We start from the raw sequence: 14,586 nt of genomic DNA on the forward strand, positions 1-14,586 counted from the left end.
CACTTTTCTATTTAACTTCGATATCGAATCTTTTGTTGATACTATAATACTTCGATATCGTATTATTGTCAAATAGAATTGATTTTTTTCAGAATGTCTCCTCAAAGAAACATTCTGCCCTCCCATTTCGAACCATGAAAACGGATCAGGAAAACCACTGCCCGGAACATCCAGTCTAAAAACATGGCGAACCATACACAGATGACGCCAATATCCAGGATTTCCCGGAATAAAGCGCTGCACCCGACGCGGAACACCCACATGGAGATCATGGACACAGCCATGGTAAAGCGGACGTCGCTGGCGGCTCTTAACGCGTCGGATATATTAAAAGCCGGTACCCAGAAGAAGAGACACGCCACGGCCTGCCACCTCACAATTTCAGAGGCCAGTTCCCACGTCTCGCGGTTCATCTGATAGAAACCCACCACCGGTCCCGCAAAAATCCAGGATAATACCGCGGCCGCTCCTGTCACCAGAAAGGATACCCCGGTGATCTTTTTTACGTAATACCTGGCCTGCTGGATCTCTCCTGCGCCGACGCAGCGGCCTACAACAGTAATCAGGGCGAGACCGATGGCAAATCCGGGCATATGGGTGAATTCAGAGATCGTAAGCGCCACCGCATTGGCGGCTATGGCCGCCGTTCCATAGGAGGTGACAATTCCCTGTACCAGCAGTTTTCCGATATGGAAAATGCTGTCCTCCAGACCGGTTGGAACCGCCAGCTTAAGAATATTTTTCACCATGAAGCCGTGCCAGCCGCTTCCAAAGAAGGATCGAATCCGGACAGCCCCTTTGTGATGGTATAAAAAAAGAAAAATGGCTGCGCTGCTGACGGCCCGTGCCAGAAAGGTTGCAAATCCGGCCCCGAACACGCCCCAGTGAAGGCCAAAAATAAATACAGCATTTAACACAATATTGATGATGCTCATAAAGAAGGATACGGAAAATGGCAGCGCAGCATTTCCCATGGAACGGAAAATGGCGCCGCAGCTGTCCAGCATCATCAGAAACGGATAGGAGGCCATGGAAAAGCAGAAATAAATCATGGCCTGGCGGAGAACCTCCGGCTCCGCTGAACCATAGAGACCGTATACCACCATTCTGCGAAACAGAAAACACATACCTGCCACTGCCAGGGAGAACAGAAGGGAAATCCCCAGCAGATGCTTTGCGGCAAGATTGGCCATATCCGCTTCCCGTTTTCCCAGATACTGGGTACAGACGATGGTTCCCCCTGTCACCAGCGCGGCAAACATGCTGTTAAATAAAAGGTTGATGGAGTCTATAAGGGAAATCCCCGAAATCGCTGTCTCCCCTACCGAGGCGACCATCAGCATATCGGCAATCCCAATGGTGCCCATAATTACCTGTTCACAAACCAGAGGTACTATCAGCTTTACCAGCTGCTTTCTGTCAAATAACATCTTATCACTTCCGTCTGTCCGCCTCTCTCCTGCCGTCATGAAAGATGCGGCAGTGTCTCAAGAATTGAGTTTAAATAGGAGAGGCTTTTTTTAGCGGCAGTCTCTGTATCTGGCGCATTCGTGATTTCCAGGGCCAGCGCTCCGCGGTAACCTACACGGTGCAGGGCTGTCAGTGTTTCCGTGAAATTATAGTGGGCATGCCCCGGATACCAGCGGTTATTATCCGCCACATGGACGTGGCAGACGGCACTGCCGGCGCTTTCGATCGCTTTGCCGATATCGTCTTCCTCGATATTTAAGTGAACCGTATCCAGATGAAGCTTCAGCCGGTCAGAGCCCACCGCACGCAGGAGCCCGGAGGCCTCCCTGATCGTGGTTCCATAATCGCTCTCAAACCGGTTCATCACCTCAAAGCCCAGGGTTACGTCGTGTGCTTTTGCTTCCTTTGCGCAGAGCTTTAAGCTCTCCGTCAGATTCCGTTTAAATGCTTCTCCATCCTGGCCGCAGTCGGAAAATCTTCCCGCGATGAGACCGATGATAACGATGCCATGGAACGGGGCGGCTGTCACCATGTGTCCGGTCAGACGGCGTATGGCCGCCGCCCGCTTCTCCGGATCCGAGCTTCCGAGACAGATGCCGTCCCGCTCATAGGCGGAACCGGTTCCGATGGAAGTGAGAACTACGTGATTCTCCGCCAACAGGCGGTATAACCGTTCCCGGTCGATCTGGTCCGAGTCGTAAATGTGAAGTTCCACAGCGCGGTATCCCAGCGCGGCCATCTGGGGAATCGTCTCCTCAAACGGTCCCCGAAACAGAATGGGATCATCTCCGCCCGCAGCCGTACTTGCCGTAGCGGCAATCGTCATACTCATGTTCTTTCTCCTTCCGTGCCGGAATTGATAACAGTACTGCCTGTCATGGTTTGATTTCCGGTTATTTGGCCGATATGTTCAAAAATCATGGGCTCGCCTTCACAGCCGCTTATGGAGACGTCGTTCAACACCAGTTTCTGGACATTGTTGATGTAGAGTCCCATTTTTGCAGTCAGCCCGATGTCATCCATCATGGCGGGCTCATCCGGTTCCGGATTTTCATCGTAATCGATGGTCACATGGTCGAATTCCACGTAATCTACCTTTTTCTCAGGAAGTCCATACAGAAATGCTCCGGCTACATGGCAGTTGCGAGCCTCGATATTGCGGAACACCATCTGCTTCACGGAGGGCGTCCGCTCATCCACCGGAAGAGGCGACTTGCATTTCACATAATCGGAATGGCAGTCGGGATCACAGCAGTTGTAAAAGGAATTTAAGACAAAGGGAGTCAGCACATGGTCCATGCGGATATTCTCAAAACAGATATCTTCCACAACGGCGTCTTTTCCTCGTCCGCGCCTCGTCTTGATCCGCAGTCCGCGGTCGGTGTGCAGGAATAAACAGTCTTTTACGTGAACGTGTTTCACTCCCGCCGCCATCTCACTTCCGATGGTCACCGCGCCGTGTCCGTTGTTCATACAGCACTGGCGCACCTCGATGTTCTGCGACGGCACCTTGTATTTATGGCCCATATAGTATTTCCCGGACTTGAGTGCGATGCAGTCGTCTCCCAGGGAAAAATAGATGCCGGCAATTTCCAGACCATTCACCGATTCGGGATCCATGCCATCCGTATTCGGGGAATCCCATGGATTTAAGATCGTCAAATCGAGGAAACGGAGATCATCCGAAAAATAGGGATGAAGATTCCAGGAAGGACTGTTCTGTATGGTGACTCCGTGAAGAACCACGTGGTCACAGTGATTTAAAAATACCATACGGGGCCGGAATGCTATGATTTTGGCCCTGTCGTCCTCCCACCAGTCGTCAAAGGTGGCGCATCCATCCAGGGTACCTTCCCCGGTAATCACTACATTTGACACGTGAATTCCCGTAATCATGCTGGTAAAGATATCGAGAGGATTTCCCTCCCACGATCCGAGATTATATTCCCCTGTCTCATCATAGCTCTGAATCATACCGGGAAGCACACCGAACTTCTCCCGTTCTGCATGGCCCAAAAGCACGGCATTTTTACCGATGTCCAGTGTGAAGTCACTTTTTAAAAACAGGCTGGTCACAAGATACTTCCCCTCCGGTATATACACTCTCCCGTCTTTCGGACAGGAGGCGATCGCCGTCTGGATGGCCAGCGTATCATCATGGATCCCGTCACCCTTCGCGCCAAATCTCCGCACGTTCAGCGTGACAAATTCATAGTCAGTGCGGACGGAAAACTCGGAACAGATGTCTCCGCCGCACCGCAGGGTTACGCGGTACTCCGTGTCGGGTGCAAGGCCCGACACGGTCTGGATCACGCGGCTGCTTGTCAGAACATACCGGCCATTCAGCCACACTTCATACTCTTTCTCTGTATAAAAGACTCCGAAGTCCTCCCACTCCAGCAGAAACTTCCGGGAAGTCTTAAAAATCACGTTTGCTTTCATATACTTACCCCTTTACACCTCCTGCCGCAATGCCGTCTACGAACTGATCCTGCGCCAGGAAGAATACGATCAGAGACGGAAGCAGGGTGATAACTGACAGTGCCAGCACCTTGTTCCACTCAAAGCCGGTTTCCGCATCTGTCAAGAGACGCAGGCCGAGGGAAGTCGGATACTTTTTCACACTGTCGATATAGATTAACGGTCCCTGGAAATCGTTAAACGCCCACATGAACTGGAACAGCGCCACGGAGACGATCGTTGGCTTTACCATGGGTACCACGATGTATACCAGTCTTTGGAAGGAATTACAGCCGTCGATCTCCGCCGCTTCCTCCAGTTCCCTGGATACGGACCGCATGAACTGAACCAGCATAAAGATGAAGTACGGTTCGGCTCCGAAAAAGGCCGGAACGACCAGCGGCAGATAGGAATTCGTCCATCCCCACGTCCGGAATAACAGGAACTGGGGAATATTTAAGACAACCTGCGGCAGAAACAGCGTCGCCAGCAGGATAGAAAACCAGAAATTCTTTCCCGGAAACTCGAACCGGGAAAAACCGTATGCCGTTACGACACTGGCCACCACCGCTCCGATCACCTTCGGTATGACGATCTTGAAGGTATTGATCAGATAAAGACTGTACGGATTGCCCGTCGCGGTCCAGCCGTCGATGTAAGCCTGAAACGACGGACTCTTCGGAAGAAAGCTGATGGTCGAGTAAATTTCATTGTTGCTGGCCTTAAAAGACGCGCCCACCATCCAGAGCATCGGGTAAAACATGACGAAGCCAACCAGAATCAGAACGGTATAGCGAAGGACCGTGCTGACCTGTTCTCTTGTTTTCTTACTCATCCTTATCGTCCCCCCTATCTCTCATCATCCGAGTAATAAACCCAGTACTTCTGGCTGGCAAAGGAAGCCACGGTCAGAGTACAGATGATAATAAACAACAGCCACGCCATCGCGCTGGCAAGTCCCATCTCATATGTGCGGAACGCATTCTGGTAAATCAGCAGAGAGATCAGCGTCGTCGAGCCCAAAGGACCTCCCTTTGTGATGATAAATGCGCTGTTGAACTCCTGGAATGCCTCGCAGAGCTGTGTGATCAGATTATAGAAAATAACCGGTGTAATCAGCGGTACCGTAACAGAGAAGAACTGCCTCCATTTTCCGGCGCCATCGATCGAAGCGGCCTCGTAAAGTTCCTGCGGAACGCCCTTTAGCGCAGCCAGAAAAATCACCATAGCGGAACCAAACTGCCACACGCGAAGCAGGCAGATTACGAAGAGTGCATAGTGGGTGCTGCCAAGGAAATTAATCTTTTCACCGCCGAACATCTGGATAAACTGATTGATTAAACCGTCCCCCTGGAAAATGAATTTCCACACAACCGCGATTGCCACGGAACCTCCCAGGATGGAAGGAATGTAGTAGATGGTCCGGAACATTTTCACGAATTTCAGTTTAAAGTTTAAGATATATGCGATGAACAGGGAAAACGCCAGTTTTAACGGCACCGTGAGAAATGCATATTGAAATGTTACCTTAAACGCTTTTATGTATTTCTTTGTATGAAATATGCTTAAATAGTTATCGAGACCGATGAATTCCGTTCCCGGCTTAAATAAGCTGTAGTTAGTAAAGCTGTAAAACAGGGACATGATAAATGGATAAAATTTAAAGATCATGAATCCTATTATCCATGGAAGGATGTAGAAAAATCCCCTGTATTTACGGTAAAAATTCTTCCAGTTTCGTGTCTTTGCAGGCTGTGCTTCCATACTCTCACTCCTATCAATCCATTTTCATCAGTTCGGCCGTTACCATCATAAGTACCCCCACGGCCTTTACATCATCATCAACTACCGGCTCCGATAAGTAGTAGGCGATGCTTCCATCCCGTTCTGTACGGGGTCCCAGACCTGCCACTGCGCACGTTCCGGATAAATGGTAAGCTCCGTCTTCTGCCTGGTATATGTTCTGTTCCAGCACGGCATCGTAGATTTCTTTTCCTCTTTCGGCATATTTTTCTTCCAGAAGAGCGCCCAGGCGGCAGCCCTTTAAAACTGCGTAGGCCACCATGAGCGACCCTGATGTTTCCAGGTAATTCCCCTCCTGATCCGGCAGTGCAGGAAGCTGGAAGAACAGTTTGCTCTTCTCATCCTGATACTTTAAAATTCCGTGAACCGCCTCTCTTAAAAGCTCACCGAATCTGGCTTTCACCTCATAGATTTCCTCGGAAGCCAGCTCATAGCAATCCACCAGCGCCATTAAATACCAGCCGATGGAGCGAAGCCAGAAGTTGGGTGACAGCCCCGTCTCGGGATCGGCCCATTTTCTGTCTTTGTATTCGTCGTAAGCGTGGTAATACAGGCCGGTCTTCTCATCATAGAGAAGCGTTCTTGCCTGGTTGAACTGGTTCATAATATCGCTGTAATTCTTCCGTTCGTTAAAACGGTTTTCATACTCCATATAAAACGGCTGTCCCATGTAAAGGCCATCCAGCCAGACCTGGAACGGATAGATCAGCTTATGCCAGAAATTGCCGGTAGTCAGGCGGGGCTGATAGGTCAGCTGGGTCATCAGAGTATCGCACGCCCTCCTGTACCGCTCCTCTCCTGTCTCATCATAGAGAAAGTAGAAGATTTTTCCCGCATTGATAAAATCGAGATTGTACTCTTCCCGGTGGTAACTCTTTATCGTTCCGTCCTCTTCAATATAGGGACTCACCATCTTTACGATAAAATCCAGATACTCCCGGTCTCCCGTCAGCTTATAAAGACGGGAGGCGCCGACAAATAAGCAGCCGTCCTCATAATTCCATTCATACATGGACTGACCATCAATTTCCACCAGATAATCGTCGAGCCCTTCGTAATTTTTCATGTATTCTTTGAAGAATGGTGTCAGATTCATTAAATACAGCTCCTCCTTTTTATTTTTAGTTGAATTTTCCAGACAATTGGCTGAAAAAGGGTACAAAAAGGGAACGCCGCCCCGGCAGCGTCCCTTTTTTGTTATATCCTGTCACTCTTAATTAGTATGGGTTAGCCGCATTCACGTCATTGATGGAATCGATTAGGTACTGTGCCATCTCCGCCGGATCTGCTCCTGCGCTTAAGTTGTCAAATACTTCATAGTAAGCGCCGGTACGCTCCTTTAATGCAGAGTTCTCAAAATTAGGATCAAAGGTATAATGACAGAACGCAAGCACCTTCTGGTTGCCTTCCAGCGTCTGACCGCCTAAAATGTCCGCATCCTCCAGAATCTTCTTCGCAGCTGTGTTGCACACGGTTCCGCGCTCGGTTCCCATTAATTTCACGCCATTTTCGTTGGAGGTGATGTACTCCAGAAGTAAGGCGGCCTCTTCCTTGTGTTCAGAGGTCTCTGTGATGGCGAAGCCCTGGGAAACCTTGCTCATACCAGCCGGATTCGGTCCCAAATCGGTCGGGTAGTCGCCCAGTACCAACTCCTGGCCTTCATCTAAAGAGTCAGCGATTTCCTGAACGTTGGAATCATACTCGGTCAGTCCTGCGTAGTGTCCGTCCATCCACTTCTTGTTGGATAAGAAATTTTCCGCACCGTCCCCGGCAATGGTGGCGATCTTCGGGAATACATGGTCTTCCTCCAGAGAGTTGATCCATTCCATGCCCTCTGTCACTTCTTCCACCGAGTAATTGACGGATAAATCCTTAATCCATTCTTTTCCGTACTTCTCCTGCAGGTACATGACCATCCAGATCATTCTCTCGTAGCCTTCCTCGGCCAACGGATAGTAATCGTCGCCCAGTTTTTCCTGAAATGCCTTTCCCGCCGCGCGAAGCTCTTCAAAAGATGTGGGAATGGCAACACCGGCCTTGTCGAAGGTAGTCTTGTTGTACATCGGAAGCTTTCCTGTGATGGAAATCGGAACTCCCTGAAGCTTTCCGCCGACGGTCATGGCTGCCAAGTTGGTCTCTGACCAGTTGTCAAGGGAGATGATGTCTTTAAACTGATTTAAATCTGCGAACTTGGAACCGTCGGATGAAAACTGGTAAAGCCAGTTCCAGTTAATCTGCATCAGATCAGGAGCGGTTCCTCCTGCCAGCTGGGTGGCCACTTTATCGGTCCAGCCATCCCAGGAGGAGTATTCACATTCTACGGTTACCCATGGATATTCCTGTTCAAATGCCTCGACGGCCGCCATGGTCGCCTTATGTCTTGTCTCACCGCCCCACCAGGAGAATCTCAGGGTGACCGGCTCTTTTCCATCCGTCGTGGATGCGCCGCCTGCAACTGTGGCTGCCTCCTGAGACGTCTGTGCCGCCGCCTGTGTCGTTTCTTTTGCGCCATTGCCCCCGCATGCCGTAAGTGATGCTGCCATTGCCGCAGCTAAGACCGCAGCCGTTATTCTTTTCATCATATTAAGTCCCTCTCCTTGTATGAATTACTGAGCTTTTTTTGCCGCCAGCTCTGCCTTTGTCAGTTCAATCTCAAACCAGACGTAGTTCACCGTCTCATCCGGTTCAATTTCAATCGCATGTTCAATGTCGGTTGGAATGAAGGCCCAGTCGCCTTCGTGAAGCTCGATCTCCTCATCCGCCGCACGGTAGATGAATTTCGTACCCGGCATTCCATAATACCACTGATAAAGGTTGTCGTGGCTGTGAGGATCCGCCTTGTTCGGTCCTTTTCCGATGATGGCGCCCATCGTCATACGGGTAAGAAAATGGGTATCCAGAATAGAAAGCGCTTTGATGCCTTCCGGACGGAAGCCTTCAATATATTCGATGCAGCCGCTCAGCGGACAAAATCTCGGCAGTGCAATGTGCCAGTGATCGAACTGCTCGTAATCTTCCGGAAGCATGACACAAGTCAGCTGCAAAAATTCCATGTCTGTTACGGCGTGTAAAAGATTCTCTTCTTTGTCCATGTTTGGAATAAACAGAGACGGTTCCTCGATGTTAAACGCCTTCTTCGGTGTGGCCACATAGCCTTCGCCTTTGGTAAAGTAATAAATCTGTGTCTGATCGCCAAAGGTTTCCAGCGTCACCACGGTTCCTGCTGCCACCCTGCATTTGTAGGTATGTACGCCTTCCACCATGCCCGGAAGCATCTCTGCCCTTAAAATTCCATTGCCTGCTGCCTCAAACTTCATGTCTTCTTTTTTCTGATAATGAATCACTGACATTTTGAATAACCTCCCTAATTATGTTTCATATAATCTTTCCAGAGAGATTGATAATCCTGTAAAACCTCCTCCCGGCTCAAATCACCGGTTAAGTAAAAGCCCCAGAGTTCGGCACTCTTATTTTTCAGTTCCCCCGGAAGGCAGTTGACTACGTCGAGCGCGGTCTCGCCTTCGTTTATGCTTTTCTTTACTTCGGCCGCCAGAGGAGACAGCCCCTCTAAGCTTTCGTCGTTCATGTCCATGACCGGAAGACAGCCCATCGTCTCTTTTAGATACCGGGACGCTTCCTCCGATGTGGCAAGCCAGTAAAGGAACTCCCCGGCTTCCTCCGGATGGCGGCTGCTTTTTACCACAGACAGCGCCTGCACTTCCACGATCAGCTTATTTCTCTCCGCTTCCTCGTAGAGGGGGATCGCTCCGATGGAAATATCCTTTTCCAGTACCGGTTTGGACTTTGCCAGAACCGGCGCAAGCCAGCTGCCCTCGTCATTTAGCATTGCGTATTTTTCGATGAAGAAGTAATCTCTCGCGGTCGGTGCTCCCGTCGTTAAGGAATCCCGGTTTCCGAAGCGAAGCGTCAGATCAAAATAGTCCGCCAGCGCCTGCCAGTTCTCTTCATACTCCTGCTGCCGCTCCTCTTCTAACAGAGATTCCATATATGCGGCAGGATTGTCCGCCGCCATCGCAGGAAGCATGAATAAGTTATTGGCCATGGTGAGCAGCGTCTCTTTATAATGGTTCATCATGGGCTTTATTTCCTGGTCTTCCAGATCCGTGCATAACTGTTCAAATTCGGATTTTGTGACGGGAAAACGATCCCAGCCGGCTGCTTTTAAAAGCTTTCTGTTATAGGCGATCCCGATCCCCTGAATCTGAATGGGGACTGAGTAGACCGTTCCCTCCAGACTTCCCATGGTGCGGTACGGCATCGGAAGCTTCTCCAGTGAAGTGAAATCTTCCAATGGAAGCAAATGGTCTTTCCATTCTTCCATGGAGCCCTCAAAGCCTACGCAGATGATATCCGGAAGCTTCTGTGATGCCAGACTGACCCGCAGCAAATCGGAATACATACTGCGGTCCACCAGATTCCACTCAATGCGTTCAATCTCCGGGTGATCCTTTTGATACAGTTTTTCCAGTTCTTTCCCATAGCCGCCCCATTCGGAAGACGGCATGCTCACTGTCAGCACAATTCCCGGTTCTGCGGGTAAATCCGCCGCATCACGTTCCGCATTTTGGCTTCCGCACCCTGTTAATCCCAGTATAATCCCCGCTGTTATCAAACCAGTTTTAATCCTTCTCTTCATCGTAAAACACTCCCCCTGATGGATTGATATCACAATATTTCTTTTAGTATACCATGACACTTTCAGGGAGGAAACTAAAAATAGCCATCACTCTGTTTTCTGGATTCTCTCTCTCTTTCTTTGTTGTGACTTCATTGTAATAGAATGCGGCTCTTTTTTACACTCACGTTTTTGATATGATAGGAGGACAATTTTGACTTCACCGTTTGGAAGAAAGGAATGCACACCCAAACACTTAATGAGGTCTTTCACGAATTTAGTGTTTATGGTAGAATGGTGTCAGATCACTGTGGGGTTGGGGGAAATAAGTGTATGAACAGTCAGCGTTTTGTCAGCATCCGAATCAAATTATTATCACTGCTCTTTATCTGTATTCTCGTACCGTTTCTGGTATATTGGTTCTTTTCCTACGAGTATATCAAAACGTCTCTGGACGAGGAATTTGTCTCTCAGACGACCGATACGATGCACGCCACCGGAAACAGCATTTCCGACTATGTGAAGCTGGTGGATTATACGGCGCGCGGTCTCTACTTTAACTCCGAGGTCATGGATATTCTGTCGGGAAGGGAACAGTCTGTATCCAGCTACCGCCTGCTTCAGACGGAATCGCGGATCTTTGATTTTCTGCAGACGCTCTATTCCAGTGTGCCGGACGCCTCGCAGATTCAGCTTTCCGCATTTAACTTAAAAAAATCCCTGCTGCTCCAGTCCGATATGCAGCGGTATGAAAAGGACCATATTTACTTAAGCCAGGAGCGGCGTTTCCCCTGCGAACCGTACCACTCCTATGTGACATCGGCTCATATGCAGTCCAACTATAATTTCCAGGAATTGTCCGGAAGAGAATTTTCCCTGGTTTTTTCTCTGCACATGCCGATTTACCAGATTCCTTCCGTCACTGATTCCCTGGGAGAAATAACCATCGACATTCCCGTATCTGTCTTAGATTCCATCTGTTCCCCCCTGTTTAAGGAAAAGGAATACCTCTGTCTGGTAGATGGGAATGGAAGTTACGTCTACAGCAGCAAACCGGAAGAAATAGCCACACAGACCCGCAATCCGGTTATTCAGGACATTCTTTCCGCCTCCCTGGAACCGGGAGACCCCGTGGTCCTCGACGCGGATTCCGAGGATATTGTCATCTGCAGCCGCATCTCGGAGGCTCCGGTGGACTGGTATTTAATCAAAATATCACCGAAAGCCTTTGTATATGAAAAGGCAAGCCGCTTCTTCCACATGATGCTGTACTCCTTTATCCTTGTAACGCTGGCGGAGATCCTTCTGATCGTCATAACCGTCATTCGCTTTACCGCGCCGATCCGCAAGGTTACGGCCTATGCGGAAGCCGTCAGTGCCGGCGATCTGGATGCCAATATGTCTTCCTATATCACCTACACGAAAAATGATGAGATTGGATCGCTGCTCATTACTATCCGAAAGATGATGTACTCCATCAAAAACTTCATCATACACCAGTATCAGCTGGAGCTGGCAAACCGGACAAGTGAATTAAAGGCCCTTCAGGCTCAGATCAACCCTCACTTTATCCACAACACGCTCCAGTGTCTGGCAACCAATGCCTTAGAGGGCGGCAATCTGCCTCTGTACCAGTCCATCACGGCTCTGGGCCAGATGATGCACTACTCCATGGATACCGCTCACAATCTCGTTCCTCTAAACAACGCGCTTCATTACATCGAGCTGTATTTGAAGCTTCAGAAGCTTCGTTTTCCAAATTCACTGGAGACAGAATTTGATATATCCGATGAGGCGGGAACCATGCTGATCCCGAAGATGACGCTGCAGCCTCTGGTTGAAAATTCCATACGCCATGGGAATCTGCTGAAGCTGGAATGCAGCCGCTTAAGCATCCGTGCGTATGCAGAAGGCAACTATCTTCACCTCTTCGTGATCGATACCGGAACCGGAATTGCGGCAGAAAAGCTGGAAGAACTGACCCGTTCTCTTCATCAGGTAAAGGCAGCGGCGGCTTCCTCTGACGCGGTAACCTTTGTCGACTCCCTAAACCGCTTTTCAAAAGAGCAGCCATCCCGCAGTTCTGCTGTTTTAAAGAGCGAACAGCAGCTGGAGGCAGATAAGGAAAACCGGTACGTATCAAACAACATCGGGATGCAGAACGTCTATCAGCGTCTCCTGCTGAATTATAAAAACCAGTGTTCCATGGAGATTCTTTCCGATGGAAAGACTGGCACCACCATACATATCCAGGCGGACTACCGGATGCTGGAATACACAGAAGAAAGGAGCAGGTCATGAAAGTACTGATCGTAGATGATGAAGCCCACGTGATCCGGGCCGTAAAACTTCTTGTTCCGTGGCAGGAGCTTGGGATCACAGAAATCCATGAGGCCCTTACGCCCCAGGAGGCGATCCGTATCATGGAGGCAGAACAGCCTGAGATCCTGATTACCGATATCGTCATGCAGGATTTATCCGGCATTGATTTGATGAAATATATTACGGGAACCATGCAGCACATCAAGGTTATCGTCATTTCCGGCTATAATAACTTCGACTATGTGAGAAGTTCCCTGCAGCATGGAGGTGTGGATTATCTCTTAAAGCCGCTGGATCAGGACCAGCTGATCGCGGCTGTAAAAAAAGCGGTCCTCGCCTGGAACCAGGAACACAATTTGTATCATACGGCTCTGGTACATAAGGATCAGATCAGTTCCATGACGGCCTTATGCCGGGAAAACCTGGTGTCAAGACTGATTCATGGCGATCATCCGGAGCATGCATACAATAAGCTGACAGAACTGTCTCCCGAGCTGTCCGGCCTCACCGACTGCGGGATTGCCTATTTTAATGCCGAGCCATTCGTCCTTCCCGGGGATGATTCCTGGAAAGAACCGTTTCACCGCTATCGCGATTCCATTTCTGCTTTCTTAACCAGATGGAATGCCGGTTTTCTGCTTCCGGCAGACCGCGTCCATGAGATCACGGCGTTTTTGACTGTATGGGATCCGTCATTAATGGAAAAGCTGAAGGAATTCCTGACAGACAGGCAGAGCACTCTGCCATTTCCTGCATGCATGGGAATTGCTTCCGGCCGTTTTCCTGCTGGAATTATAGAAGTATATCAGGAAGCCAAAAAGGCATTCGGCGCCTTTGATATGGCTGTCTTTTCTCCTGTATCTTTCAAAACGGATTCCCTGACGCAGGTCATGCAACTTCGAATGACAGACAGTCAAAAGGAGCTGGATAACCGCATGCTGCTCTCCGCCTTTCTAACCGGCAATGAAGAGCTGATCGCTGACAGCCTTGCTCTCTGGATCAAAAACCGCACGGCAAATTATAACCCGTATCTGGCTGTTATATGGAACGCCGTACAGGATGAAAACCAGCTGATTGACTCATGGGCGGATCTGCTGAAACAACGCCATAAAGGCTTTGTTCACGCTTCCGGCTATCAGGTTATGCGCTTCTGCGATACCATGGATGAATCCATGCATTTGTCTTTTCCCCGCTTTTTGAAGCGGATGCAGGCGGATATCTCGTTTCTCTATCAGGAACTTAAGTCTGTACACGCTCCGGAGGCAGACATGATTTACCAGGTTGCCCACTACATTGAACTGAATTATAACCAGCCCTTCAGCCAGGCCGCCTGTGCGCAGATGTTTTTCGTCAATCAGGAATATCTTTGCCGTAAGTTCAAACAGACGTTTCATGTGACCATGATTACTTATTTGAACAATATAAGAATCAGCCACGCAAAGGATATGCTGAAGGATCCCCTGGTAAAGATACGTCAGATCGCTCATGAAGTGGGATTTGAGGACGAAAAATACTTTTCGCGCCAGTTTAAAAAATCCGCGGGTATGACGCCGAATGATTACAGAGCGCTTTATATGGAAAATATTGGGGAGTAAGACAGAGGGAACGGAGGCTGCCGAGAAGTGTGGTTCCTCATAAGGCTGAGAGAGATTTCGGAATTTTCGTTCCGCCAGGGAGCCGGGTCCGGAACGAAAATCCCGAAATCTCGGCTAAAGTAATTGACGAAAGCGGCTTTTCATAATTCTGTAAGTTTACAAGTTTATCCTGCTTCATTGCCGTTTTTACTTGCAAAGTACCCGACAATTGTTTATAGTATTACTATCATAGTTTTGATCGCCGCAGTATTCCGCTGCGCTGCATCTTCTGCCACAGCTTCTGAGTACAGAAGAATCCAG

Annotated in this window: 11 protein-coding genes; 2 read left to right on the top strand and 9 right to left on the bottom strand. The window is 49.3% G+C overall.

Annotation, left to right across the window (positions count from 1 at the left end; translation table 11 throughout):
- Positions 1-101: 101 nt before the first annotated feature.
- The 9 genes from NE473_RS01660 to NE473_RS01700 form a co-directional block, all read right to left on the bottom strand.
- Positions 102-1,430 (bottom strand): MATE family efflux transporter, encoded by a 1,329-nt coding sequence (locus NE473_RS01660; protein WP_070102746.1) that lies wholly within the window; start codon positions 1,428-1,430, stop codon positions 102-104.
- Positions 1,431-1,465: 35 nt separating this feature from the next.
- A complete protein-coding gene (locus NE473_RS01665) occupies positions 1,466-2,302 on the bottom strand; it encodes a sugar phosphate isomerase/epimerase family protein (protein WP_055648957.1) in 837 nt (278 codons plus the stop codon).
- A complete protein-coding gene (locus tag NE473_RS01670) occupies positions 2,299-3,912 on the bottom strand; it encodes a glycoside hydrolase family 28 protein (protein ID WP_055648958.1) in 1,614 nt (537 codons plus the stop codon). The genes NE473_RS01665 and NE473_RS01670 overlap by 4 nt, the downstream gene beginning before the upstream one ends.
- A 4-nt stretch (positions 3,913-3,916) precedes the next feature.
- Complete coding sequence (locus NE473_RS01675; protein ID WP_022031214.1) at positions 3,917-4,765, bottom strand: carbohydrate ABC transporter permease; 849 nt, start codon at positions 4,763-4,765, stop codon at positions 3,917-3,919.
- 14 nt (positions 4,766-4,779) lie between these two features.
- The gene (locus tag NE473_RS01680; protein ID WP_006776571.1) at positions 4,780-5,694 is read right to left on the bottom strand and encodes a carbohydrate ABC transporter permease; all 915 of its coding nucleotides are present in this window, start codon (positions 5,692-5,694) and stop codon (positions 4,780-4,782) included.
- 13 nt (positions 5,695-5,707) lie between these two features.
- Positions 5,708-6,829, bottom strand: a complete 1,122-nt coding sequence (locus NE473_RS01685) for a glycoside hydrolase family 88/105 protein (protein WP_055648959.1) — start codon at positions 6,827-6,829, stop codon at positions 5,708-5,710.
- 121 nt (positions 6,830-6,950) lie between these two features.
- The gene (locus tag NE473_RS01690) at positions 6,951-8,315 is read right to left on the bottom strand and encodes an ABC transporter substrate-binding protein (RefSeq protein ID WP_006776567.1); all 1,365 of its coding nucleotides are present in this window, start codon (positions 8,313-8,315) and stop codon (positions 6,951-6,953) included.
- A 24-nt stretch (positions 8,316-8,339) separates the two neighbouring features.
- The gene (locus tag NE473_RS01695) at positions 8,340-9,083 is read right to left on the bottom strand and encodes a cupin domain-containing protein (protein ID WP_055648960.1); all 744 of its coding nucleotides are present in this window, start codon (positions 9,081-9,083) and stop codon (positions 8,340-8,342) included.
- A gap of 14 nt (positions 9,084-9,097) precedes the next feature.
- Positions 9,098-10,390 carry an ABC transporter substrate-binding protein gene (locus tag NE473_RS01700; RefSeq protein ID WP_055648961.1) on the bottom strand — a complete coding sequence of 431 codons (1,293 nt, stop codon included), beginning with the start codon at positions 10,388-10,390 and terminating at the stop codon, positions 9,098-9,100.
- A gap of 312 nt (positions 10,391-10,702) precedes the next feature.
- Between NE473_RS01700 and NE473_RS01705 the strand changes: the two genes are divergently transcribed.
- Positions 10,703-12,670, top strand: coding sequence for a sensor histidine kinase (locus NE473_RS01705; protein ID WP_055648962.1), 1,968 nt, complete (start codon positions 10,703-10,705; stop codon positions 12,668-12,670).
- Entirely contained in the window at positions 12,667-14,286 is a 1,620-nt protein-coding gene (locus NE473_RS01710; protein ID WP_055648963.1) for a response regulator transcription factor, read from the top strand. Before NE473_RS01705 ends, NE473_RS01710 begins: the two co-directional genes overlap by 4 nt.
- Positions 14,287-14,586 lie beyond the last annotated feature (300 nt).

This window comes from Hungatella sp. SL.1.14, assembly GCF_024460495.1.
GTDB classification, from domain to species: Bacteria; Bacillota; Clostridia; order Lachnospirales; family Lachnospiraceae; genus Hungatella; species Hungatella hathewayi.